Source organism: Kineococcus rubinsiae, from assembly GCF_011839805.1.
Taxonomy (GTDB): Bacteria; Actinomycetota; Actinomycetes; order Actinomycetales; family Kineococcaceae; genus Kineococcus; species Kineococcus rubinsiae.
On record NZ_VWPY01000001.1, the window covers coordinates 15,845 to 40,394 of the forward strand.

20 protein-coding genes are annotated in these 24,550 nt (G+C 77.2%); 6 read left to right on the forward strand and 14 right to left on the reverse strand.

All coding sequences use genetic code 11. The annotated features are described in order from the left end of the window. Positions 1-22: 22 nt before the first annotated feature. On the reverse strand, positions 23-469 hold the full coding sequence (aroQ, locus tag F1544_RS00055; protein WP_167580778.1) for a type II 3-dehydroquinate dehydratase: 447 nt from the start codon (positions 467-469) through the stop codon (positions 23-25). A 138-nt stretch (positions 470-607) separates the two neighbouring features. On the opposite strand from aroQ, the gene F1544_RS00060 reads away from it, so the two are divergent. The 3 genes from F1544_RS00060 to F1544_RS00070 all read left to right on the forward strand — a co-directional run bounded on the left by F1544_RS00060 (position 608) and on the right by F1544_RS00070 (position 3,214). Beyond that, positions 608-1,183 carry a DNA-3-methyladenine glycosylase I gene (locus F1544_RS00060; protein WP_308469784.1) on the forward strand — a complete coding sequence of 192 codons (576 nt, stop codon included), beginning with the start codon at positions 608-610 and terminating at the stop codon, positions 1,181-1,183. A 99-nt stretch (positions 1,184-1,282) separates the two neighbouring features. Further along, positions 1,283-1,678 (forward strand): VOC family protein, encoded by a 396-nt coding sequence (locus tag F1544_RS00065; RefSeq protein ID WP_208971024.1) that lies wholly within the window; start codon positions 1,283-1,285, stop codon positions 1,676-1,678. 168 nt (positions 1,679-1,846) lie between these two features. Beyond that, positions 1,847-3,214: an NAD(P)/FAD-dependent oxidoreductase gene (locus tag F1544_RS00070; protein WP_167580779.1), complete on the forward strand. Its 1,368-nt coding sequence runs from the start codon at positions 1,847-1,849 to the stop codon at positions 3,212-3,214. A 205-nt stretch (positions 3,215-3,419) separates the two neighbouring features. Here the strand turns inward: F1544_RS00070 and recD are convergent, their stop codons facing one another. Genes recD through recC form a run of 3 tightly spaced genes read right to left on the reverse strand, consistent with a single transcriptional unit; the run spans position 3,420 to position 12,231 of the window. Further along, positions 3,420-5,375: an exodeoxyribonuclease V subunit alpha gene (gene recD / locus F1544_RS00075; RefSeq protein ID WP_167580767.1), complete on the reverse strand. Its 1,956-nt coding sequence runs from the start codon at positions 5,373-5,375 to the stop codon at positions 3,420-3,422. Next, entirely contained in the window at positions 5,372-8,797 is a 3,426-nt protein-coding gene (locus F1544_RS00080; RefSeq protein WP_167580780.1) for a UvrD-helicase domain-containing protein, read from the reverse strand. Before F1544_RS00080 ends, recD begins: the two co-directional genes overlap by 4 nt. Beyond that, positions 8,794-12,231: an exodeoxyribonuclease V subunit gamma gene (gene recC, locus F1544_RS00085; RefSeq protein WP_167580781.1), complete on the reverse strand. Its 3,438-nt coding sequence runs from the start codon at positions 12,229-12,231 to the stop codon at positions 8,794-8,796. Before recC ends, F1544_RS00080 begins: the two co-directional genes overlap by 4 nt. A gap of 178 nt (positions 12,232-12,409) precedes the next feature. Between recC and F1544_RS00090 the strand changes: the two genes are divergently transcribed. Continuing rightward, a complete protein-coding gene (locus F1544_RS00090; protein ID WP_167580782.1) occupies positions 12,410-13,417 on the forward strand; it encodes an MsnO8 family LLM class oxidoreductase in 1,008 nt (335 codons plus the stop codon). A gap of 241 nt (positions 13,418-13,658) precedes the next feature. Here F1544_RS00090 and F1544_RS00095 read toward each other — a convergent pair whose 3' ends face one another. Next, positions 13,659-15,083, reverse strand: a complete 1,425-nt coding sequence (locus F1544_RS00095) for a threonine/serine exporter family protein (protein ID WP_208971025.1) — start codon at positions 15,081-15,083, stop codon at positions 13,659-13,661. 85 nt (positions 15,084-15,168) lie between these two features. Here F1544_RS00095 and F1544_RS00100 point away from each other — a divergent pair, with 85 nt between their 5' ends. Continuing rightward, entirely contained in the window at positions 15,169-16,455 is a 1,287-nt protein-coding gene (locus F1544_RS00100) for an acetamidase/formamidase family protein (RefSeq protein WP_308469785.1), read from the forward strand. 30 nt (positions 16,456-16,485) lie between these two features. Here F1544_RS00100 and F1544_RS00105 read toward each other — a convergent pair whose 3' ends face one another. Then, on the reverse strand, positions 16,486-16,962 hold the full coding sequence (locus F1544_RS00105) for a hypothetical protein (protein ID WP_167580784.1): 477 nt from the start codon (positions 16,960-16,962) through the stop codon (positions 16,486-16,488). Positions 16,963-17,105: 143 nt separating this feature from the next. Between F1544_RS00105 and F1544_RS00110 the strand changes: the two genes are divergently transcribed. Then, positions 17,106-17,327: a hypothetical protein gene (locus F1544_RS00110; RefSeq protein ID WP_167580768.1), complete on the forward strand. Its 222-nt coding sequence runs from the start codon at positions 17,106-17,108 to the stop codon at positions 17,325-17,327. A 47-nt stretch (positions 17,328-17,374) separates the two neighbouring features. On the opposite strand, the gene F1544_RS00115 is transcribed toward F1544_RS00110, so the two are convergent. From F1544_RS00115 to F1544_RS00150, 8 genes are all read right to left on the reverse strand, one after another. After that, entirely contained in the window at positions 17,375-19,279 is a 1,905-nt protein-coding gene (locus tag F1544_RS00115; RefSeq protein ID WP_167580785.1) for a gamma-glutamyltransferase family protein, read from the reverse strand. Positions 19,280-19,410: 131 nt separating this feature from the next. Next, complete coding sequence (locus F1544_RS00120; RefSeq protein ID WP_308469786.1) at positions 19,411-20,049, reverse strand: nucleoside/nucleotide kinase family protein; 639 nt, start codon at positions 20,047-20,049, stop codon at positions 19,411-19,413. Positions 20,050-20,081: 32 nt separating this feature from the next. After that, complete coding sequence (locus F1544_RS00125) at positions 20,082-20,771, reverse strand: histidine phosphatase family protein (protein WP_167580786.1); 690 nt, start codon at positions 20,769-20,771, stop codon at positions 20,082-20,084. A gap of 49 nt (positions 20,772-20,820) precedes the next feature. Then, positions 20,821-21,228, reverse strand: coding sequence for a hypothetical protein (locus F1544_RS00130; protein WP_167580787.1), 408 nt, complete (start codon positions 21,226-21,228; stop codon positions 20,821-20,823). Positions 21,229-21,377: 149 nt separating this feature from the next. Beyond that, positions 21,378-21,815: a nitroreductase family deazaflavin-dependent oxidoreductase gene (locus tag F1544_RS00135; RefSeq protein WP_167580788.1), complete on the reverse strand. Its 438-nt coding sequence runs from the start codon at positions 21,813-21,815 to the stop codon at positions 21,378-21,380. Positions 21,816-21,883: 68 nt separating this feature from the next. Next, a complete protein-coding gene (locus tag F1544_RS00140) occupies positions 21,884-22,864 on the reverse strand; it encodes a Gfo/Idh/MocA family protein (RefSeq protein ID WP_167580789.1) in 981 nt (326 codons plus the stop codon). A gap of 82 nt (positions 22,865-22,946) precedes the next feature. Next, a complete protein-coding gene (locus tag F1544_RS00145) occupies positions 22,947-23,660 on the reverse strand; it encodes a metal-dependent transcriptional regulator (protein WP_167580790.1) in 714 nt (237 codons plus the stop codon). Between the two features lie 96 nt (positions 23,661-23,756). Further along, positions 23,757-24,482, reverse strand: a complete 726-nt coding sequence (locus tag F1544_RS00150) for a FadR/GntR family transcriptional regulator (RefSeq protein WP_167580791.1) — start codon at positions 24,480-24,482, stop codon at positions 23,757-23,759. Between the last annotated feature and the right edge of the window lie 68 nt (positions 24,483-24,550).

The following is a 24,550-nucleotide window of genomic DNA, read 5'->3' on the forward strand; positions in this document are numbered from 1 at the left end:
ACTGACCTGCTCGGCGCGAAGCCTACGCGCGGGCGCCGACAGCGGGGTCACCGACGAGGAAGCGCAGCGCCAGCTCGTACCCGGCGACGCCGAGCCCCGCGATGACGCCCGTCGCGACGGGGGTGACGTAGGAGTGGCGGCGGAAGTCCTCCCGCGCGTGCACGTTCGACAGGTGGACCTCGACGAGCCCCGCGCTGAGCTCGGCGCAGGCGTCGCGCAGCGCGACCGAGGTGTGCGTCCAGCCCGCGGGGTTGAGGACCACGGGGGTCCGCGCGTCCGCCGCGTCGTGGATCCAGCCCAGCATCTCCGCCTCGGCGTTGGTCTGGCGCAGCTCCACCTCGGCGCCGAGCTCCGCGGCCAGGGCCTGCAAGCGCGCCTCGACGTCGGCGAGCGTGGTCGTCCCGTAGACCTCCGGCTGCCGGGTGCCGAGGCGGTCGAGGTTGGGGCCGTTCAGCACGAGGACCTTCATCCGGGCGACGGTACCGGCGGGGCGGGCGACGCGGGCTCCGGTCGGCCGGCGCGGCGGGTGGGGCCGCCCGGCCTGTGGACGGAGGGGCCTGTGGAGGGGACCGGGACGGTGTCCCCCGCGGCTGGCAGCATCCGCGGCGTGACCCTCCCCGACCCGCCACCGGCCGAGCCCGCGCCGTTCCGCTGCTTCGGCACGGGCGACCCCCTCTACGAGGCCTACCACGACACCGAGTGGGGGCGGCCGGTCCACGGCGACCGGGAGCTGTACGAGCGGCTGAGCCTGGAGGCCTTCCAGTCCGGGCTCTCGTGGATCACCGTGCTCCGCCGGCGGGAGACCTTCCGCACCGCCTTCGCGGGCTTCGACCCCGAGGCCGTGGCGGGCTTCGACGACGAGGACGTGGCCCGGCTGATGGCCGACCCGGGCATCATCCGCAACCGCCTCAAGGTCGAGGCGGTGATCGCCAACGCGCGGGCCGTCGTGGCGCTGCGCGCCTCGGGCGGCCTCTCCGAGCTCGTCTGGTCGCACGCCCCGGCCCCGCGACCGGCGCCGCTCACCCCCGACGACGTCCCGGGGTCGACGCCGGAGTCCGCCGCTCTGGCGAAGGCGCTGAAGGCCGCCGGCCTGCGCTTCGTGGGCCCGACCACCGCCTACGCCACGATGCAGGCCTGCGGGCTCGTCGACGACCACCTGGCCCACTGCCCCGCCCGCCGTTGAGGCGCTCCGCACTGCAGGACCGATGAGTCCCCGCGCGCCCGGGAGTCCCCGACCGTCCAGGCGGCCTGCCGACGACCTCCCCGCCCCGAGGAGCCCGCGATGCCCAGCACGACTCCCTGCCTCTGGTTCGACGGTCAGGCCGAGGAGGCCGCCGCGCTCTGCACCTCGCTGTTCCCGAACTCCGCCGTCACGTCCGTCTCGCCCGGGCCGGACGGGACGGCGCTGGTGGTGACCTCCACCCTCGACGGCCGCGACGACCAGGCCCTGAACGGCGGGCCGCAGTTCCCGTTCACCGAGGCCGTGTCCCTCTCGATCGCCTGCGCCGACCAGGCGGAGGTCGACCGCTGCTGGGACGGGCTGGTCGCCGGCGGCGGGCGCGAGAGCCGCTGTGGCTGGCTCGAGGACCACTTCGGTCTCTCGTGGCAGGTCGTCCCGGACCGGCTGAAGGAGCTGCTCCGCGATCCCGACACCACGGGCCGGGTCATGAGGCCCTGATGCCCGTGAACCGCATCGTCGTCGCCGACCTGGAGGCGGCCGCCGGCGCGCGCTCCTGACCCGCCGTGTGGCGTGGAGCACCCTCCCGGAGAGCGACCTGTGGGGTCCGTGCGAGGATCGACGGGCAACCGTCGAGCCCGGCGACGGGACGAAGAGAGGTGTGTAGGCATGAACGGAAGAGCTCGCGTCGTCGTCGTCGGCGGCGGATTCGCCGGCCTGTACGCGGCGAAGAAGCTCGAGCGGCTGCTTCCGGCAGGTGCGGCGGAGATCGTCATGATCAGTCCGACCGACCACCTGACGTACAGCCCGCTGCTCCCCGACGTCACCGCGTCGGTCCTGGAGCCCCGCCACGTGGCCGTGTCCCTGCGTCAGGCGCTCCCCAAGAGCCGCCTGATCGTCGGTCACACGACCTCGGTGGACCTCGAGGCCAAGACCGTCACCGTCGACATCACCCGAGGGGACGCCGGGGAGACCCAGGTCGTCTCCTACGACAAGCTCCTGCTGGCCCCCGGCTCCGTGTCGCGGCGCTTCCCCATCCCCGGGGTCGCCGAGCACGCCCGCGGCGTCAAGACGATCACCGAGGCGGTGTTCGTCCGCGACCACCTGCTCAACCAGCTCGACCTGGCCGACGCCCTCCCGGCCGGCCCCCAGCACGACGCCGAGCGCCGTGAGCGCATGACCGTCGTCGCGGTCGGCGCGGGCTACACCGGCACCGAGATCGTGGCCCAGACGCACCGCTGGCTGAGCCGCGTCACCGACCGGTGGAGCAACATCAAGGCCTCGGACGTCCGCTGGCTGCTCATCGACGTCGCTCCGGCCGTGCTCCCCGAGATGGGTGCCGACCTGGGCAAGTACGCGCTCGGTGCGCTACGCGACCGGGGCATCGACGTGCGCCTCGGCGTGTCGGTGAAGTCGGTCGACGAGACCACCATCACCCTCACCGACGACTCCGTCGTCCCCTCGCGCACCCTCATCTGGGGCGCCGGGATCGTCGCGAGCCCGCTGATGGGGACGCTGGGGCTGCCGCTGGAGCGCGGCCGCCTCGTGGTGGACGCGCAGATGCGCGCCGCCGAGGACGTCTGGGCCGTCGGCGACGCCGCGGCCGTGCCGGACCTCGCCAAGCCGAAGCCCGCGGACGGCCCCCAGCCGGTCACGCCGCCCACGGCGCAGCACGCGCAGCGCCAGGGCACCGCGGTCGGCCGCAACATCGCGGCCAGCCTCGGCGTCGGTCAGGCGAAGGACTACATCCACAAGGACCTCGGGCTGGTCGCCGACCTCGGTGGCCTCACCGCGGTCGCGAAGCCCCTGGGCATCGAGCTGACGGGCCTGCCCGCCAAGATCGTCGCCCGCGGGTACCACTTGTACGCCCTGCCGAGCATCCCCAACCGGGTCCGCGTGCTCACCGACTGGATCCTGCACGCGGTGCTCCCCGTGCAGGCCGTGTCGCTGAACCAGACCCGGTCCGAGGACGCGCTCATCCCCACCGCGCAGAACACCGAGATCTACGCGAAGGCGGACGCGCCCCGCGTGGGCTGACGACCACCTGCACACGACGCCGCCCCGGGACCTCCCGGGGCGGCGTCGTGCGTTGCGGCGCATGACGTCCGCCCAGCGAGGCGGCGCCGCGGCGGCCGGGCGCGCGGGGCCGGCGGGGGTCTCAGCGGAGCCGGGCGGCGAGTCCCGTCGCGCGGCCCAGGGTTCAGCGCAGCCGGACGGCGAGTCCCTCGGCGCGCGCCGGGGTTCAGCGCAGGCGCGCGGCGAGTCCCGTCGCGCGCGCCAGGGGACGCTCCACGGCGGCGGCGACCGCGTCGGCCGACCCGATGACGCGCACGTGCCGCCGCGCCCGTGTGATGGCGGTGTAGAGCATCTCCCGGGTCGCCAGCGGCGAGACCGCCGGTGCGGCCAGCACGCTGACGGCCGCGAACTGCGACCCCTGGCTGCGGTGCACGCTCATGGCGTGCAGGGTCTCGACCTCGGCCAGCCGCGACAGCGGGACCGACCGGGGCCCGTCGCCGCGGCCGAGGGCCACGACGAGCTCCCCGGCCCGCTCCAGGACGACCCCGCTGTCGCCGTTGAAGACGCCGAGCACGGGGTCGTTGCTCGTCACGAGGACGGGCAGGCCGACGTAGCGACCGTCGGGGCGCGGGACGACGCCCACCTCCTCCACCGACCAGCGGTGCGCGAGGGCGGCCCAGTGCGAGACCCCCCGGAAGCCGCGCCGGTGCGCGCAGAGGACGCGGTGGGAGTCCAGGGCCGCGAGCGCCGCGACGGCGTCCCCGGCGGCGGCCGCCTCGATCACGGCCCGCGACGCGGCGAGCACGTCGGCGCGCACGGCCTCGAGCGCGGCACCGGTGACGGCCTCGTCCTCGGCCACCTCGTGGAACCGCACCGCCGGGTCCCCGCCGCGCAGCACGGCGAGCGTCCGCTCGGCGTCGCCGGCGCGGACGGCCTGCGCGAGGTCCGCGATGCCCCCGCCCGCCGCGAAGCGGTGCGTGGTGCGCAGCAGGACGACCCCGTCGGCGACGGTGGTCCGCTCCTCCGCGTCCGGGACGGCACCCGGGGCGGGGACGTCGTGCGGCACGGCGATCGCCAGGCGCCGCAGCAGGTGCGGCGCGCGCTCGCGCGAGGCCGCGGGGGCGGCGAGGTCGGCCAGGACGGCCCCGACCTCGACGGAGGCGAGCTGATCGGGGTCCCCCACGAGGACGAGCCGGGCGCTCGGGCGCAGGGCGGCGAGCAGCCGGGCGACCACGCCGAGCCCGACCATGGAGGCCTCGTCGACGATGACGACGTCGTGCGGCAGACGGTGGCCCGCGTCGTAGCGCGCGCGGACCGAGCCGGGGCGCATGCCGAGCAGCCGGTGCAGCGTGGAGGCCTGCAGGCTCCCGAGGAAGGCCGCGTCGGCGGGGTCGAAGACGCCGGCGGGGGCGTCGCGCACGGCGGTGCCCACGGCCTCGGTGAGCCGGGCCGCGGCCTTGCCGGTGGGGGCGGCCAGCGCGATCCGCGGCGGCGGCCCGGGTTCGCCGAGCGCCCGCAGCGCCGCGACGAGGCGCGCGACGGTCGTCGTCTTGCCCGTGCCCGGACCGCCCCCCAGCACCGCCACCCCGGACAGCAGGCACACGGCGGCCGCGTGCCGCTGGTCGTCGGGGTCGCTGCCGGGCCACAGGCGCGCCAGGACGGCGGCCACGCGCGCCGGGTCGACCGCGGGGACGACGCCCGCGCGAGCGCTGAGGTCCTCGGCCACGGCGCGCTCCTGCCGCCAGTACCGGTCCAGCCACACCCCACCGTCCGCGAGGTGCAGGGGGCGGCCCGACCCGTCGCCCAGGTCGCGGACGCCGAGGGCGCCGGCCGCGTCGTGGTCGGTGGTGACCCGGCTGCGGCGGACGGCCTCCAGCCACTCCCCCGGCTCGGGCCACGGCAGGTCGGCGCCGCCGACCTCGCCGGTGTCCTCGACGTCCTCGGGGACGACCGTGACCGGGACCTCGGCCAGGCGCAGCACGACCGAGCCGTGCCGGACGGCCCGCACGGCCAGCGCGAGGGCCAGCAGCACCCGGTCGTCGGCCTCCCCCGCGACGGCGCCGAGCCGCGCGGCGACGTGGACGTCGGCGGGCTGCAGGACCCCGAGCTGGTTGAAGGTGCGCAGCAGGCCGGTGGCGCGCAGCGCGTAGCGGGCCCCGAGGTCGACCGTGGGGGTGCTCACCGGGGTCCTCTCGCCAGCAGGTCGGACAGGTCGGTGACCAGGGCCGCCGGGGGCTTCCACGACCACACGCCGGGGGGCGCCTGCCCGGCCGGCACGGTCAGCTCGTCCCCGCACATGCCGCGCAGGAACAGGTACAGCACCCCGCCCAGGTGCACCTCGGGGTCGTACCCGAGCTGGCGCCAGCGCAGGAAGCGGTGCAGGGCGACGCAGTAGAGCAGCGCCTGCAGCGGGTAGTGCGCGGCGCGCACGGCGTCGTCGAGCGCGCTCGGGCGGTAGTGCCACGCGGTCAGGGGCTCGCCGGGCCCGGCGAGCCGGTTCGTCTTGTAGTCCACGACCAGGTAGCGCGGGGCGTCCCGGTCGCCGACGCGGACGACGGCGTCGATGGAGCCCGTGAGGTACCCGGACAGCGTCTCCGCCCCGAGCACCGGTTCGGACAGCGCCGCGGCGTACACGGCCACGGGGTCCCCGGCCGGCAGGTGCCGGCGCAGCAGGTCGGCCACGTCGTCGAGCCGGGCGTGGGCCGGTGAACCCTCCCTCCCGGCGTCGTCGCCACCGCTGAGGGGCAGCTCGAAGTCCATCTCGACCAGCCGGTCGGCGCTCGCCACGTCGAGCAGCCGCCGGCCGTCGGCGAGGGGGCCGAGCGGGGTGCCGGCGGCAGCTAGGAGCCCGCGGGCCAGGAGGTCGACGTCGACACTCGCCGGCGCGAAGCCCTCGCGGGCGAGCCGCGCGAACTCCTCCAGCGGTGCGGCGCAGGCGGAGTCGAAGTGCTCCAGGACCCCGTGCACGAGCGTCCCGAACTCCGCACCCGCGGGCAGGTCGGCCATCGGGGCGACGACGGCGCGCCAGCCCTCCTCGGGGTCGGGGCTCCCGGGCGGGGCGTCGTCGACGAGGGCCGCGGTGTCCTCGAGGTCGGCCTCGTCGTCCAGCACCGGCGCGTCGGTCTCGGACCCGACCCCGGCGTGCGCGGTCTCGTGGACCGCGCGGGTCAGGCCGCTGTAGGAGGTGCGCCGCCAGGTCCCGTCCACGGTGGCCCGGAACCTCGCGGGCTCCAGCAGCGGGCCGTCGCCCACCGGCGCGACGGGGACGGCGACGACGTCGACCGGTTCCGCCGTCTGCACGACGATGCCCGAGCCGGGCGTCGCGAACTCCTCCAGGCGTGCGCGGACGGCCGCCTCGGACGGGACCGGCACCGCCTCGGGCACCCGCAGCGGGTCGGGGGCGAACAGCAGGCGGTGCAGCGGCCCGCGCGCCGTCTTCGTGGACGGCGCCCACCACAGCAGCACCCGCGACACGGCCCGGGTCACGGCCACGTACAGCAGGCGCAGCTCCTCGCCGGAGCCGTCCGCGTCCTCCCCCGCGCAGCACTCGGCGTAGCCCGGGGCCCCCGGGCCGCCGACGTGCAGGACGCGGTGCCCCTCGGGGTCGTGCGCGAGGGGCAGCCGGTCCTTGGACCCGCCGCCGGCCTCGTCCCAGCCGTAGGGCAGGCAGACGACCTCGAACTCGAGGCCCTTGCTGGTGTGCACGGTCGCGATCTGCACGGCCGCGCGGTCGGTGTCGAGCCGGCGCGAGCGCTCCTGGTCGACGTCGGCGCCGGCGTCCTCGACGCGGGTGCGCAGCCACGAGAGCAGGCTCGCGAGGCCCAGGCCCGCCGCGACCGCCTCGGCGTGCAGGGTCTCCGCGACGTGGCGGAGGTCGGTGAGCAGCCGCTCGCCACCGCTGCGCCCGAGCAGGCGGCGGGCGAGGGCGTGCTGCTCCCCGGCCACGGCGAACAGCCCCGCGACCCCGCGCTCGGACAGCACCCGCGCCCACTGCCGCAGCTCCGCCGACAGGTCGTCGGTGGCCCCGTCGCCCGCGGCGTCCAGGGCCGCCGCCGTCGTGCCGACGAAGCTCGACAGGGCGAGGCGGCGCACCCGCTGGACGCGGTGCGGCTGCTCGAGCGCCTCGAGCAGGACGACCCACTCGCGCGCGGCGGGCGTCGTGAACACGCTCGGCCCGCGGCTGAGGACGCAGGGGACGCCCCTGCGCTGCAGCGCCTCCTGGACCAGCACGGCCTGCGACGACGTGCGCACGAGCACGGCCACGTCCCCCGCGGCCAGCGGGCGCGCGCCGCCGGTGCGGGGCCGGACCTCCAGGCCCTCGGCGAGCACGGACGTCACCTGGGCGGCCACGTCCTCCGCGACCGCCGGGCGCACCGCGGACACGAGCGGGACGCCCTGGCGGTCGGTCGCGAGCCCCGCGCGGGGCAGCACGCGCAGCCGGACGGGGGTCTCGTCGGCGGGCACGAGCGCGGGCGTGCGGTGCGCCGGTGCGACGGGGCGCACGACGATGCCCTCCTGACCGAGGGCGGCACCGCGCAGCAGCGCCTGGACGCCCGCCAGCACGAGCGGGTCGCTGCGGTGGTTGGTCGACAGGGTGGCGCGTGTGCCGGCGAGCGCGGCCGCGTCCAGGTAGCTGCGCACGTCCGCGCCCCGGAAGCGGTAGATCGCCTGCTTCGGGTCACCGATGAGGACCAGCGGCACGAACCCGTGGAACGCGCGGCGCAGCACGTCCCACTGCACCTCGTCGGTGTCCTGGAACTCGTCGACCAGGACCACGGAGTAGCTGCGGCGCAGGCGCTCGCACGCGGCCGGGCCGGTGACCTCCGCGGCGAGGGCGTCGCGCAGCAGGCCCAGCAGGTCGTCGAAGCTCAGCACGCGGCGGGCCTGCTTGCGGGCCTCGACCTCGGCCCGCACCTTCGCGGCGAAGCGCACCCGCAGGTCGGCGTCGGAGCCGGGGACCCGGCGGGCGGGTTCCAGCCGCGCCTCGGGGTGCCCGACGGCCTCCTTCGCGATGCGCAGCGCGGTGGCCCGATCGAAGGGCAGGCCCGTGGCGCCCTGGCGCGCGGCGAAGCCCGCGAACCGGACGTACAGGTCGTCGCAGACCTCCTCCAGGACGTCGGAGAGGCTCTCGACGAGGGTCGCGGTGGGGTCGACGTCGGCCGCCGTCCCCAGCCCGGCGAGCACCTGCTGGCAGAACTGGTGGACGGTCGCGACGGTGGCCGCGTCGAAGGACGCCAGGGCGGCGGCCACCCGGTCCCGGCGCTCCCGGACCTCCTCCGCCGTCCCCCGCGCGAGCGCCTGCAGGACGACGTCGTCGCCCTGCAGGGCGAGGTCCGCCGGGTCCTCCAGCGCCGCCAGGGCGGCCACGAGGCGCTCGCGCACCCGGGTGCGCAGCTCCCCGGTCGCGGCGCGGCCGAAGGTCACGACGAGGAGCTCGTCCATGCGGGCCGTGCCCTCGGCGACGTAGCGGGTCACCAGGCCGGCGATCGTGTACGTCTTCCCCGTCCCCGCGCTGGCCTCCAGCACGGTCGTCCCGGTGGGTAGGGGGCCGGTCAGGTCGACCGGCACCGCGGGGGGCGCCGTCGTCGTCACCGGTGCCGTCACCGCTCCTCCAGCCGTTGCGCGTCCAGCAGCGGTCGCCACACGCGCTCGGCGAGCTCAGCGAAGCTGCGGGGGGCCTCCGGCGGCGCGCCGGCGGGCGGCGTCCACTGCAGCAGCACCTCCACCGGCGCGGCGAGGCCCCACACGAGCACGTGCTCCTCCTCGGCGTCCTCGCGGGGGTAGGAGTAGCCCGACGTCCACTCCGAGCGGGCGGCCTCGACCGCCGAACCCGGCGAGCGGCCCCGGTGGCGGGCCCCGGCCCAGGCCGAGCCCGCCCCCACGGGCAGCGGCAGCGCGACGCTCAGGCCGACCCGCCGCAGGGTCACGAGGTCGGCCAGCGCGGCCCGGGCGCTCGCGGGGTCCACGGGCCCGAGCGTCACGACCGCGGTGGTGTCGCGGCTGCCGCGCCCCACGACGACGGCCGTCCAGTCCTGCCCCGGGTGCGCCGCGCTGAGGGCCAGGAGGTCGATCCAGGCGCGCAGCCGCTGCTTGCCCTTCACCCGCGAGTAGGTGGTCGTCAGCGCCAGGTCGCCGTCGGCGGCCGTCGTCCGCACACCGCCGACGACACCGGTCAGGCGGGTGCCGTCGGGCAGGTCCACCTCGACGTCGACGGCGCGCCGGTCGAGGCCTGCGTACGGCGTAGCGGCGGTCACGAGCTGGTCCACCCGCCCCCCGACCTTGCGCAGCAGCGTCGTGCCGAGCACCCCGGGAGGCAGGTCGCCGCGGGCGGTCTCGACGCGGGCCAGGGTGACCGCGTCGATCCCGGCGAGGCGGGCCGCGAGGCAGCGGTCGCCGATCGCCCACTCCTGCAAGGCGTCGAGCTGGACCGGCAGGGCGTTGTCCGGTTCGTCGGCCCGGACCGTGCCAGCGACCTCGAGGCGCTGGCGCAGCAGCCCGCGCACCGGGTGCTGCCAGAACTGCACCAGGCGGTCGAGGTCGACGTCGCCCCCGTCGCGGGGTGCCGGCAGGGCCGCATCCAGGAACGGCGGGACGGGGACCGGCGGCCGCTGGGCGGCCAGCGCCCCCCGGTGCGCGGTGGTGTCGTAGCTCAGGGGCCCCTCGCGGCCCAGCACCCCGGCGGTGAAGTTGCGGGGGTCGGTGGGCTGCAGGGGGTGGTGGACCACGACGTGCTCGCGCACGGGCCGGCCGTCGGCCGTCGTGGCCGTGGCGTCGAGGGCGTCGAGCAGCTCCCCGACGGGCACGGCCGGGGGCAGGATCGCCCCCGTGCGCACGTCGTGCCCGGAGTAGGTGATCACGAGGTGCCTCTCGGCCGCCCCGACCGCGTCGAGCAGGACCTGGCGGTCCTCGCTGCGCGGATCGCGGTCCCCGACCTGCGGGTCGCGCGCCAGCAGGTCGTCGCCGTCGACGGTGGTGACGCGGGGGAAGGCGCCGTCGTCGAGGCCGAGGAGGCAGACGACGCGGTGCGGCACCGACCGCATGGGCGTCATGGTGCAGACGGTCATGGCTCCGGTGCGGAAGCTGGAGCGCTGCGGGCGCCCGGCCAGGCGGTCGGCCAGCAGCGCGCCCACGTCGGTGAGCCCGACGCGGGCCGCCCCGGCCCGCGCGGCGTCCTCGCGCACGACGCCCAGCTCCCGCCGCAGCTGGGCGACCTGCCAGCTGCCGTCGCGCGGGGTGTCGGTCAGGCTCAGCACCCCCTCCAGCAGGGCGTCGCACCAGTGGGGCACCGGGTGGCTGCCGGTGAAGCTCGTGACGACCGCGTCGAGGCGGTCCAGCAGCTCCGCGAAGCGGCCCGCGAGGTCCACCCGGCTGGACTCCACGTCGGAGAGCGGGACCACCGGCTGGCTGCGGAGGCCGCCCGTGCCGCGCTCCGCCTCCTCCGCGAGCAGGACGTCGCCGTCGCCGCCGCCGAGCGCCACCCCCACCAGGACGCGGTCCAGGCCCGCGCGCCACGAGCCCTGGCCGACGTCGCCCAGCTCCCAGGCCCGGCGGTGGTCCGGGCCGAGGCCCCAGTGCACGCCGGCGTCGACGGTCCACTCGCGCACCTGCTCCAGGGCCTCGTCGTCGAAGCCGAAGCGCAGGCGGACCGCGGAGGCGCCCGCGAGGTCCAGGACGTCCGTGGCCGTGACGCGGCCGGCCGCCAGCTCGAGCAGGCGGGCCGCGACGCTGAGCAGCGGGTTCGTCTGCAGCGGGGACCGGTCCGCGACGGCCACGCGCAGCCCTCCCCCGGGGTGGCTGTCGGTGCTGAAGACCGCGGTCACGAGCGGCGCGAAGGTCTCGACGTCGGGGCACATGACGAGCACGTCGCGCGGCTGCAGCGAGCGGTCGCCGTCGAGGAGGCCGAGGACGACCTCGCGCAGCACCTCCACCTGCCGGGCGCGGCCGTGGCAGGCGTGCACCTGCACCGACCGGTCGCCCGCCGCGAGCACCGGGCGCGCCGCAGCCCCCGCCGACCCGCGCGCCGGGACCCGGTCGTCGGCGAGGTCGCGCTGCAGGGCCCCCAGCAGGGTCGCCTGCGGGGCGGGGCCGGGGTGGTGCTCGTCCGCGGCACCCGGGGCGAGGGTCGCGAGCCGCCCCTGCAGCTCGCGCACGTCGCGGGCCAGCGACTGCAGCAGCGGGTGCCGGACGGTCCCCTGCGCGACCGCCTCGGCCGCCGCGCGCGACCCGCCCGCGGGGGCGTTGCCCCGCAGCGACTCCCACAGCGCCGGGCTCGCGTGCTGCAGCCACAGGTGGGTCTCGCGGTGCTCGGCCAGCGCGGCGAGCACCTGCAGGCGGGCCGTCGCCAGCCGGGTGACGACGAAGACGTTGAGCCGCTCGGGCAGGTCGGTGGTCCCCGGGTCGGTCCGCAGCACGCGGCACGCGTCGCCCAGCAGCTCCGCGGGCGAGGGCACGCCCACGTGCTCGCGCACCCGCCGGAAGAGCTCGGGCTGCCAGCGCAGGTCCTCGGCCAGCGGGGCCCCGGCGACGCCGGTGTCCGCCCCGGCGGCCCAGTGCGGCAGCAGCTCCGGGCGCGCGGCGGAGTACCGGCCGAGCAGCCCGGCCAGCCGCTCCGCGGCGGCGACGCGGCGCACCCGGGGGGAGCCGCCGTCGGCGACCGTGCGCAGGTGGTGGCGCAGGACGTGGAAGCGGGCGTCGCCGGGGTCCTCCGCGAGGTCGTCCAGGACGTCCAGCACGTGCCACGTGAGGCGGTCGCGCGACCAGCGGTCGACGGCCTCGGCGTGCTCCGGGCTGGCCGCGGCGACGGCCGTGTCGAGCATCGCGGCGGGGCTGGTGAAGTCGACGCGCGCGCAGATCCCGTCGCCCGCGGCGCCGTCGGCACCGAGGTGGTGGGACAGGCGCTGGGCGATCCACCGCTCGGTGCCCTTGGCGCCGACCGCGACGAGGTCGGCGCCGAAGGGGTCGGAGGGCGAGGTGCGCAGCACGTCAGCGAGCCCGGCGACGAGCGCCGTGGCGCTCTCCGACCGGTGGACGTGCAACACGGGTCCTGTCTATCCGATGCGGGGAGCCGGTGAGCCACCGGCGGGGGGCGCGTCGCGCGGCGGCCGCGGGACGGACGGCGGTGGAGGCCGCGCGAGTCGTCCGGCGGGTGGGGGCGGGAGGGAGGCAGCCGGCCGGTGCGGGACGCGACCGCCGGTCCCCGGTGTTGTCCCGGAGACCATGCGCACCCCCCTCGCGGTCTCCCTCCTCGACCGCTCCCGCACCCGGGCGGGCGCGGACGACGCCGACGCGGTGCGCGCGACGGTCGAGCGCGCCCGGCGCGCCGAGGCGACCGGGTTCGACCGGTTCTGGGTCGCGGAGCACCACGCCGTCCCCGGGGTGGTGGGCCCCTCGCCCGCCGTCCTGCTGGCGGCCGTCGCCGCGGCCACCACCTCGATCCGGGTCGGCAGCGGCGGGGTGATGCTGCCCAACCACGTCCCGTTCGTGGTCGCCGAGCAGTTCGCCGTCCTCGGTGCCCTGCACCCCGGCCGGATCGACCTGGGCGTCGGGCGCTCGCTGGGCTTCACCGCCCCCGTGCGGCGGGCGCTCGGGCGCGAGGCGCAGGGACCCGACGCGTTCGAGGCCCAGCTCGCCGAGCTCCTCGACCACCTCCACGGCCGCGGCGAGGTCCGCGTGCGGCCCGCCGTCGGCGCGCCCCCGGTGTTCGTGCTGGCCACCCGCAGCGGGTTGCTCACCGCGGCCCGGCGGGGTCTACCCGTCGTCGTGGGCGGGCCGGCGCTGCAGTCGGCCGGGCCGCTGGAGGACTACCGCCGCGCGTTCCGCCCGGACCCCGGGGTGGCCGGCCCGGATGGACCCCGGGTGACCGTGGCCGTGGACGTCCTGGTCGCCGACACCGGCGAGCAGGCGCGGGAGCTGCTGCTGCCGCAGGCGTGGTCGCTCGCCGTCGCCCGCTCGCGCGGGGAGTTCCCGCCGCTGCCGGCGGGCGCCGACCTCGCCACCCTGACGGCGCGCGAGCGCCGCACGGCCGAGGAGTCGCTCGCGTCCACCGTGCACGGGACCGCCGCCCACGTCCTCGACGAGCTCGAGGACCTCGTGCGGCGCACGGGCGCCGCGGAACTCCTCGTGGCCACGACCGTGCACGACGCGGACCGGCAGGCCACCGCGGACGCGACGCTGCTCGAACTGGTCACCGGTCCGCTGGCCGCGCGGTTGCGCACCGGGAGCTGACGGGAGGACGGCGGGGCGGGGAGGGAGCACCCGCCCACCGTGGCGGAGGTCCACCACACGCGCGGGCGTCGTCCACAGCCCCTCCCGCGGAGGCGCCTGTGGACCCGGCGGCGGCTCGTCACGGACGGTGACACGTTGTGCCGCAACGGGAACGAGGCCCCCGGATGAGGGCGTGGTGTCGGAGGTCGGCCCTAGCGTCTCCGGCGTGGACGAACTCACGGATCCCCTCGCGGGGCACCGCTCAGAACTGCCGGCTCAGCGCCCGGCGCCGCACCCGCTGCTCCACCCGGTCGAACTCCCGCCGCAGCGGCGTGGAGCAGAACTCGCCGAGCGTCACCCCCGCGGCGAGCGCCAGGGCGATGCCGAGCGCGCCGACGAACTGCGCGAGACCGGAGGAGACGCCGCCGCCCACGACCGTGAAGATGGCCCGGTAGATCGCGAGACCGGGCAGGAGCGCGACGATCCCGCAGATGGAGACGACCACGCCCGGGACGTTCCAGCGCCACGCGGTGCCCTCGGCGAGGAAACCGACGACCAGCGCGGCGAGACCGGACGCGGCGGCGGGGCCGAGGCCGACGTTGGTCCCCGCCACGAAGGCCGCCCAGCCCAGCGCCCCGACCACGCCGGCCATGGCGACGGCGCGCAGGTCCGCGTACCCGGACACGGCCCAGGTCATGGCCGCGGCGGCCGCGGCGAGGAGCTCGACCGGGGCCGGGTAGCCCTGCACGTCGACGAACGTGAGGCTCAGCCCGATCCCCGCGCGCTGCCCGAGGTCGAGGACGCCGGCGATGCCGAGCACGAGACCGGTCGTCAGGAGCATCGTCTCGAAGGCGCGGGCGCCCGCGGTCACGTAGAACCCGGAGATGGCGTCCTCCGCCGACCCCACGAGCGAGAGCCCCGCGAGCAGGACGACGATGCCGGAACCGACGACGAGCGACGGGGGCAGCGGCCCGAGCCAGCCGGGCAGGTGCGGCTGGGAGACCTCCAGGGCCAGCGCGACCATCGTGGCGAAGGCCGCGCCGACGACCTGCTGGAAGAAGGCGGGCAGCCCGCGGGCGTTGGCGGCGGTGAGGATGAGCTGCAGCACGGTCGTGGTGAGCGCGGCGGCGAGGGCGACGGCCCAGGTGCCGCCGAGGAGCACCGCCACCGAGGCCGCGAGGCCGACGGCGGCCGTGCCCGAGACCCCGCGCCGGTAGGGGCGGCGCTGGGACAGGACCCGGCGCAGCCGGGCGCTCACCTCGTCGACGGGCAGCCCGTCGCCCGCCCCGTGGGCGACCTCGTACAGCGCCGACAGGCGCGAGTAGTCGGTGGCCCGGACCTGCACGACGCGCACGGCCGTGAGGGGGGCCGGGCCGGCACCCGCGGTCGAGACGATGACGGCCGTGAAGGTGATGTCCACCTGCGTGTGCCGCAGCCCGGAACCCCGGGCCGCGCGCAGGGTCAGCGCGGTCACGTCGGCGGCGGGCGCGCCGCAGGACAGCAGCGCCTCCGCCATGCGGACCAGCGCGTCGAGCACCTCGAGCGCCTGCGCCTCGGTGAGCCCGCCCTCCCCGACGACCTCGGGCGCCGCGGTGGGTGCCCCGGCGATGAGGGAGCCGAGGCGGCTGCGGAAGCGGGGACCCCAGCGCGGTGCGGGCACGTCGAGTCCGATCAGGTCAGCGGGCACCCGTCGACGTTACCCGCGGCCTCCTTCACGGCAGCGCAACCGCAGCGCAACAGGGACGACACGCGCTGCTGATCAGGTGGCGCTCGTGAACCCCACCTCCCCCACGTCGTCGCCGGCCTTCCGCCGGCGCTCCGTCCTGCGCGCCGCGGCCGGACTCGGAGCGGGGGCGGGCGTCCTCTCGACCGCTTCCCCCGCCTCGGCCGCCCCCTCGACCGCGGGCGGGGCCACGTCCCCGCACGGCGTCCTGCCGCAGGTCCTGCAGCCGGGTCGCGGCCCGCGCTCCGGCCGCTACGTCCGCACCGACCCGGCCTCGGTGCTGTGGGGGCGGCTGCCCAACCGGGACACCGAGCCGGTGACCGTGGTGTCCTCGGGCGACGTCGTCACGATCGACACGGTCTCGCACGAAGGGATCCTCGAGGACCAGGGGCGGGACCCGCGCGGGTACTTCACGGGCTTCGGGGTGCGCGAGCGCGACGTCCTGCGGGACGCGGTCGCCATCGCCGCCCACACCCCCCACGACGGACCCGGGCCGCACGTCGTCAACCGGCCCGTCGCGGTCACGGGTGCGCAGCCGGGGGACGTGCTGAAGGTGGAGGTCCTCGACCTGGCCCTGCGCGTGCCGTACGGCGTCATCTCCAACCGGCACGGCAAGGGCGCGCTGCCCGGGGAGTTCCCCGAGCAGTGGGAGGGCGACGCGGCGCTGGCCGACTACTTCAACGTCGGCGGCGAGGTGAGCGTCTTCACCCCCGTCGCGGCGAGCGGGGGAACGCTGGTGGGGGCCCTGCCGGGGCCGGTCCGGGCGCGCTTCCCGCTGCGTCCCTTCCTCGGCGTGATGGGGGTGGCGCGGGACACCGGCCGGCTCGTGGACTCCGTGCCGCCGACGGACACCGGGGGCAACGTCGACATCAAGGACCTGGTCGTCGGCTCGACCCTGTACCTGCCGGTGCGGGTGCCGGGCGCGCAGTTCTTCGTCGGCGACCCCCACATGGCGCAGGGCGACGGGGAGGTCGCGCTCACGGCCCTGGAGGGGTCGCTGCGGGCGACGCTGCGGCTCACGGTGGTCCGCCCCGGCGACGGTGCGCCCAAGGCCGCGGCCGAGTACCCCTTCGCCGAGACCGCGGAGCACTGGATCCCCATCGGGCTGAGCGACCCCGACGGCCCCGAGGGCGGTGCCCAGGGCACGGACCTCGCCGAGGCCATGCGGACGGCGGTCCGGCAGGGGCTGAGCTTCCTCACGGGCGACCTGGGGATGCCGGGGCCGGTCGCCTACGCCTACCTCAGCGCCGCGACCGACTTCCACGTCTCGCAGGTCGTGGACCGCACGACGGGGGTGCACGGCCTCATCCGCAAGGCCGACTTCGACCTCGGCTGAGCCGGCCGTCGCCCCGGGCTCGGCCGGACGTCAGCAGCCGAGCCCGAGGTCGCCGGCGACGGCGGCCGGGGCGGTGCCGCAGCCGACCTGCGCCGTGCCGAGGTCGACGACCGTCCAGGCCCCGGCGACGAGGTGCAGCACGACGGTGGCGGGGTCGAGGTCGTCCCCGGTCGGCTCGAGCGCCGCCCCGGCCCACGCCGGGTCGGCGGCGGCGGTGCGGACGTCGGTGACCGCGTACGCGGAGCGGGGGACGGCGGCGGTGGCCGGGGAGGTCTGCACGGCCGTCGTGACGGCGGCCGTCGTCGCGTCGGGCGTCGTCGGGGCGGGCGTCGCGCCGGCCGGGCCCGCGACGAGGGCGAGGCCGGCGACGGCCGCGCCCGCGGCGAGGAGCCGGGCGGTCGTGCGCGCGCCCCGGGGACGAGCGGCCTGGAGGTGAGCGCGGGAGTCGTGCGGGGTGCGGTCGTGCGGGGCGGGACGCCGGGTGGCGGGGGTGCGGCTGCTGGCCATGGGGTCCTCCTGCGGTGCGGTGCTCCACCGGACGTTCCGGTGGTCCGCGGGGCCTGTGACGCAGCGACCGCGCGGGCGGTTGCATCCCGTTCCCCTGAACACCCACCGGCCGCGCGGACGTGGCGGGCCGTAGCGTGCGGTGGATGAGCGAGCAGCCGCAGCACGACACGTCCAGCACCGACCAGTCCGGCACCGACCAGTCCGGCACCGACCAGTCCGGCACCGACCAGTCCGGCACCGACCAGTCCGGCACCGACCAGTCCGGCACCGACCAGCCCAGCCACGACGCCGTCCCCGAGCTCGAGGTGGACGAGAACGTCGCCCCGCGCCCCGAGGAGGAGGTCGCCGATGCCGACCGCGCCTGACCCGCCGGCCGGACCCGGCGCCGGTCCCGGTCCCGGTCCCGTCGGGGTCAGTCCGCGGGACGCACCACGCCCGCGGCTCCCCCGCCGCGGCGCTCGGGTTCGGCGGCGGCCTGGATGCGGCCGTCGGCGAGGAACTCGAGCCCGACGGCCGCGCCGATCTCCCCGGTCGGGGTGAAGACGTGCCCGCGGGCGGCGAGCTCCCGGCCCAGCGGGGAGTCGACGTAGGCCTGCTCCGCGGAGGCCGCGGCCCCGTTCTGCTCCGAGACCCGCGGGGCGGCGATCGCCGCGGGCAGGTCCAGCCCGCCGTCGAGGCGGTTGACGAGGATCCCCAGCACGGTGCCGATGATGGTGGCCCCGCCGGGGGAACCCGTGGCCAGCAGCGGGCGGCCGTGCTGCAGGACGATGGTCGGGGCAATGGAGCTGCGCGGCCGCTTGCCCGGCCCGGGCAGGTTCGGGTCGGGTTGGCCCGCGACCACGGGGGCCGCGTCGAAGTCGGTGAGCTCGTTGTTCAGCAGGAAGCCCCGGCCGGGCACGACGATGCCGCTCCCGCCGGTCTGCTCGATGGTCAGCGTGTAGGAGACGACGTTCCCCGCGGCGTCCGCGGTCACGAGGTGGGTGGTGGACTCCCCCTCGTACGGCGTGGGGTTCGCGAGACCGCCCGCGGGGCAGGTGACGCCGGTGTGCAGGGCGCCCGCCGCCAGGGGCCGCGTCAGGGTCGCGTCGACGTCGACGAGGCACGCCCGCGAGGCGGCGAAGCGCTGCGAGGTCAGCTCCCGCTGCGGCACGCCCACGACGTCGGGGTCGCCGACCCAGCGGTTGCGGTCGGCGAAGGCGAGCGCCGCCGCTTCGAGCTTGAGGTGCTCCAGGTCCGCCCCCTGCGCCCCGCGGCCGGTGGCCTGCAGGATGTTCAGCGCCTCGCCGACGGTGGTCCCGCCGCTGCTGGGCGCGGGCGTCCCGTAGACGTCGAGCCCGGCGTGGCGGACCCGGGTGGGCCGCCGCAGCACGGCCTCGTAGGCGGTGACGTCCGCCAGGGTCATGCTGCCGCGCAGCACGTTCCGCGTGACGCCGGGTGCGACGGGGGGCGCGGCGACGGTGTCGACCACCGCCCGCCCGATCTCCCCGCCGTAGACCGCACCCACGCCCTGCTCACCGAGCAGGCCGTACGTGCGGGCGAGGTCGGGGTTGCGGAACACCGACCCGACGGCGGGGGCCTCGCCGCCCGACAGGAACAGGTCCGCCGTGGAGGTGAAGTCGGCGAACCTCGCGGCGTTGGCGGCGGTCTGGTCGTGGAACTCCTCGTCGACGACGAAACCCCGCTCCGCGAGGGAGCGGGCGCCGGAGAGCACGTCGCCCAGCGGCAGCGACCCGGACCGCCGCAGGGCCGTCGCCCACGTCGCCGGGGTTCCCGGCACGCCGACCGAGAGCGTCGAGCTCACCAGGTCGGCGAAGGGCCGCGGGGCACCGGTCGCCGGGTCGAGGAACCCCGTCTCGCTCAGCCCGGCGGGGGCCGTCTCGCGGCCGTCGATCGTCGAGACGCGCCGCGTGCGGGCGTCGTAGCTGACGAGGAAGCCGCCGCCCCCGATGCCCGCGGAGTAGGGCTCGGTGACACCCAGCGCCGCGGCCGTCGCCACGGCCGCGTCGACGGCGTTCCCGCCGCGGCGCAGCACGTCCAGCCCGATCTGGGTGGCGTCCGGGTCGACGCTCGACACGGCGCCGCCGAAGCCCGTGGCGACCGCCTGCCGGTCGGCACCGGGCACGAGCGCGACGGGAGCGGGCGGGGCCGGGAGCGCGGGCGGGCCGGGCACGGCGGCGGCGGGGGCGACGGCCGCCCCGCAGACCAGCCCGGCGCAGAGACCCGCGCTCAGCAGCAGCCGCGGCCGGAACCGGCGGCGCGCCGGGGAGGCGGGGTGCGCGGCAGAGGTGCGGACGGTCGTGGAGGTGCGGACGGTCATGGCGGTGCGCCTTCCGGTCGCCGGCACGGGACGCCACCGCGGGCGGTGAGCGCCGTCGTCTCGGCGGAACCCTCCCAGCCCCCGCACAGCGGTGCAACAGGCGTGACGCCTGGGACGGGAGGGACGGGCCGTCAGTCGGTCAGCTGCACCACGAGGTCGGCGCGGTCGCGGTGGGCCGCGATCAGCCGGGCGTTGGCCTCGTCCGTGCCGAGCGCCCACGCGCGAGCCTCGGCCGGCGGCTTGCCGAACGCCTCGTGGCGGGTGACCAGGCGGTCGTGGCGCAGGTCGTCGCCGGGTTCGAGGTACCAGGTCTCGTCGACGAGCCCCTCCAGCCCCGCCCACGGACCCTCGCGCAGCAGCAGGTAGTTGCCCTCGGTGATGACGAGCGGGACGTCGCGCGGCACGGGCAGCGCGGAACCGATGGGCTCCTCGAGCTCGCGGCGGAACTCGGGCGCGTGGACGACCTCCTCGTCGCCGCTGCGCAGCCGGCGCAGCAGGGAGACGTAGCCGCCCGCGTCGAAGGTGTCCTGCGCGCCCTTGCGGTCGCGGCGGCCGAGCGCCTCGAGGACGACGTTGGCGTAGTGGTAGCCGTCCATGGGCACGATCACGGCGGTGTCCGCGCCGAGCGCGGCCACGAGGGCGGCGCTGAGCGTGGACTTGCCGGCCCCGGGGGCGCCGGTCAGCCCGAGCACCGTCCGGGAGCCGCGGGTGGCGAGGGCGCGGGCGCGCTCGGTGAGGTCGGCGGTGCTGCAGCGGATCGTCTCGGTCACCGCGGGAGGGTACCCACCTGGGGGCGGACCGCTCAGAACACCGAACCGGGGACGGTGTCCGCGGGCTCGCCGGCCGGGCCGGTGCCGGTGGCGCGCGCCTCGTCGGCGTCCACGACGGCCCCCATCCAGGTCAGGGCGCGCCAGCCGTCCTCGGGGGAACCCTCCAGGGCGACGCACCCGGTGTTCTCCAGCCCGTGCGCGATGACGAAGTCGGCCGTGAGGTTGGCGACGCGGACGCCGGTCCAGGTGCGGATGGCCGCGCCGTGGCTGACGACCGCGAGCGCCTCGACCCCCGCCGCGCGCGCCTGCGCGACGGCGTCGGCGACGCCGGCGTCGTAGCGGGCGAGGAAGGCGTGGCCGTCCTCGGCGCCCGGCTGGGCGACGTCGAGGTCGCCGTGCAGCCACGAGGCGACGACCCCGAGGTAGGCGGCGACCGCCTCGTCGTCGCCGCGCATCTCGTTCTCGCCCGCGGCGATCTCGCGGAGGCCGTCGAGGACCCGGACGTCGAGCCCGAGGGCGCTCGCCAGGGGGCGCGCGGTCTCCTGGGCGCGGGCCTGGGAGGAGGCGGCGACGAGGCCGATGCCCTCGTCGGCCAGGAGCGCGGCGACCGCGTCGGCCTGCTCGCGGCCGAGGTCGGTCAGCGACGGGCCGGGGACGGCGGTGTCCAGCAGGTGCCGGACGTTCGAGGGGCTCTGGCCGTGGCGGACGAGGAAGAGGCGCACCCGCTCAGCGTGCCAGGCGGCGGCCGGCGCAGGTCCGGGGCCCGCCGCGTCAGAGCACGACGTCGAGGCGCCCGCCCGTCTCGGGGACGGAGAGGCGGGCCATGAGGCGGGCCTGGACGTCGACGGGCACCGGCCGGCTGGTCGTCGTGAGCCGGCCCACGATGCGGCGCAGGTCCTCGGCGGTGAGGTCGCGGCCGCCGGACACGGCCCCGCGGGCGCGGTCGCGGGCGATCTCCGTGGCGAGCTGCCCGACGGTGGTGCCGACGAGGCGCTCGAGGTCGACGCTCGGGCCGTAGAGGTGGGCGAGGAACGCGCGGTCGGACGAGGTGAGCTCGTCGAGGGGGTTCTCGTCGACGTAGTCGGGGCTGATGCCGTGCACCGGGCTGACCGCGCTGAGCGCACCCGCGCGGGACGCGCCCCGCAGTGCCGGTGTCGAGGTGACCGATCCGATCCTCATGTCCCCACGCTCCCTGCGCCTCGTCACACCAAGTACTTCCTGTGTGACCGAGTGTGCCAGCCGGACCGGGAGGGCTTGAGGGGTCGTCACCCGATCGGCGCAGCGCCCGCCCCGAGGACCGGGGCGGGCGGCGCGGCGGCGGGGGTCGCTCAGGCGACCGGCTCGAGCACGAAGACGGGGATCTCCCGGTCGGTCTTGGCCTGGTAGTCGGCGTAGTCGGGGTAGGCCGCCACGGCCCGCTCCCACCACGCGGCCTTCTCCTCGCCCGTGACCTCGCGGGCGCGGTAGTCGCCCTTGGCGGGGCCGTCCTGCACCTCGACGAGGGGCTCGGACTGCACGTTGAAGTACCAGACGGGGTGCTTGGGGGCGCCGCCCAGCGAGGCGACCGCGGCGTAGGCGCCGTCGTGCTCGACGCGCATGAGCGGGGTCTTGCGCAGCTTGCCGGACTTGGCGCCCTTGGTGGTCAGGACGATGACGGGCATCCCCCGCAGGGTCGTGCCCTCCGTCCCGCCGGAGTTCTCGATCGCGGAGACCTGGTCGCGGACCCAGGCCTCGGGGCTGGCTTCGTACTCACCGGTGAGAGGCATGTCGGGGACAAGGCGCCCGGCGGCCGCGATCTTCCCGGCCGCCGCCGGTCACGCGGCCGTGAGCCCCGTCAGGCGTCGCCGAGCTCGTGGTGGCGCACCGCGCCGACCTGGTCGAGCACGGCCTCGAAGGTGCGCGCGACCTCCAGGCTCCGCTCGAGCAGCACGAGCGGGCTCTCGGTCAGGCCCTGCTCGAGGCAGGTGTGCACGTGCTCGAGCATGAAGCGGTGCCCGTGCGCCACGGCGTGCTCGTGGACCTGCTCGCCCGCGGAGGTGTGGACGGTGAAGCGCGGCAGCGCCGGCAGGGGCGCGTCCACCTCGATCCAGCCGCCGGTGGCCTCGATCCACGCCCGCCCCGACGCCTGCGCGGCGATCGTCGTCGACAGCGCGGCGACGGCGCCGGAGGCCCAGCCGAGCGCCATCGCGACCTGGCGGTCCACGCCCCGCTCGGTGAGCGTCCCGACGGCCTGGACGCGGTCCGGGGCGCCGAGCAGGAGGTGGGCGAGGCCGACGGGGTAGGGGCCGAGGTCCAGCAGCGAGCCGCCGCCGATCGCCGGGTCCCAGAACCGGGTCGCCGACTCCTCGGGCACGAAGCCGAGGTCGGCGTGCACGGACCGCACGTCGCCGACGGCGCCGGAGGCCAGGACGTCCAGCAGCGCCTGCGTCCCCGGCAGGAAGCGGGTCCACCAGGCCTCCATGCAGAACACGCCCCGCTCCCGGGCCAGCGCGACGAGGTCCTCCGCGGCCGCGAGCGTCGCAGTGAGCGGCTTCTCCACGAGGACGGGGACGCCGGCCAGCAGCGCGGCGCGCGCGGCGGCGTGGTGCTGCGGGTGCGGGGTCGCGATGTAGACGGCGTCCAGGCCCGGGTGCGCCAGCATCGCGCTGACGTCGTCGTAGCCGGTGGCGTCGCCGAACTCCGCGCCGAAGGCCGCGGCGCGCTCGGCGGTGCGCGAGGCGACCGCGACGAGGCGGCCTCCCGGGACGAGCTCGAGGGCCGTCGCGACGGTGCGCGCGATCCCCCCGGTGCCGACGAAGCCCCAGCCCACCGTCATGTCTCCCCCACCTGCTCGCTCGAGCCGTGCCGCCGTGCCCCGCCCGCGGCGGGACCCCCGCGGGCGAGCGTCCCACACGGCCTCAGCGCGCGGGCAGCACCCAGACCGCGGCGACCGCGGGATCGCCCAGGTCGACCTCGGCGCCGGCGATGCGCACGACGGTCGTCCCGGCGAACTCGCGGCGCTGCAGCACGTCCACCCGCACGTCGAGGCCCAGGCCGAGGTCGGCGAAGTAGCGCAGGACGTCCGGGTCGGCGTCGGAGATGCGGGCCACGACGCCGGCCCCGCCCTCGGGCACGTCGGCGAGGGCGTGGGCGCCCGGCTGGGGGACGCTGCCGTCGGGGCGCGGGATGGGGTCGCCGTGCGGGTCGCGCTCGGGGCGGCCGAGGCTCGCGTCCATGCGGTCGAGCAGCCGCTCGGAGACGACGTGCTCCAGGACCTCGGCCTCCTCGTGCACCTCGTCCCAGGAGTAGCCGAGCTCCGCGACGAGCCACGTCTCCAGCAGCCGGTGGCGGCGCACGACGGCCAGCGCGCGCAGCCGGCCCTGCTCGGTGAGCTCGACGCCGCCGTAGCGCTCGTGGCGCAGCAGCCCGGCGTCGGTGAGCTTGCGCACGGCCTCCGACGCCGTGGAGGCCGAGACGCCCATGCGGGCCGCGAGCACCGAGAGCGTCACCTTGGCGTCGGACCACTCGCCCTCGGCGTAGACCGTCTTGAGGCAGTCCTCCGCGGCCGGGGTCGCCCCGGCGCCGGCCGGCTGGGGGCGGGCCGAGGTGCTGCGGCGGCTGGACGTCGGCACTGCCCCGCCCTCCCCGCTGCCCTGCGCCGGCCGCGGGTCGCGGGCCGTCGCGCCGCCCGGAGCGGCGGGCCCAGCTTGCCACCCCCGGGCGGGCGCTCAGACGTCCAGCGCCGCCCGCACGCGGTCCTCGGTGATGGCGAAGTGCTCGCGCGCCACGGCCGCCGCGCGCTCGGCGTCGGAGGCGAGGATCGCGGCCACCAGCTCGCGGTGCTGCGGCAGCGCCCGGTCGTAGTCGGCGCGGGCGAACGGCTCGCGGGGCATCCCGAGGTTCACGCGGGCCAGCAGCTGCCGGCTGAGCTCCTGCAGCTGGGAGTTGTGCGCCGCCGCGCAGACGGCCCGGTGCAGGTCGGCGTCGGTGGTGCGGGAGGCCTCGTCCTCGCCGCCCGCGCGCTCGTAGGCCGCGAGGCAGCGGCGCAGCTGCTCGTCGTCGTCGGCGTCGTGGCGCTCGGCCGCCGTGCGCGCGATCGTCGCCTCGACCAGGCGGCGCAGGTCGAAGGACTCCTCGAGCTCGCCCCACGCCGGCAGCAGCGTGCGGGCGACGGCCGCGCTCGTGCGCTCCCCGTCCCCGGCCCGCACCCACGTCCCGCCCGTGCGGCCCCGCCGCGTCTCGACGTAGCCCGCGTCGGCGAGCTCCACGAGGGCCGCGCGCAGCGTGGGGCGGCTGACGCCCAGCAGCACGGCGAGCTCGCGCTGCGCGGGCAGGCGCTGGCCGGGGTTGAAGTCGCGCACGGCGATCGCGGTGATGATGCGGTCGACCACGGCCGCGACCGACGTCAGGCGGTGGACCGGGGTGAGCGGGTCCTGCCCGTCCGGGTGCGGCACCCCCCGATCATCCCAGGGCGGCCGGACGGCGTGTTACGTCTTGGTAAAAGGTCTTGTCCTTTGCCCAT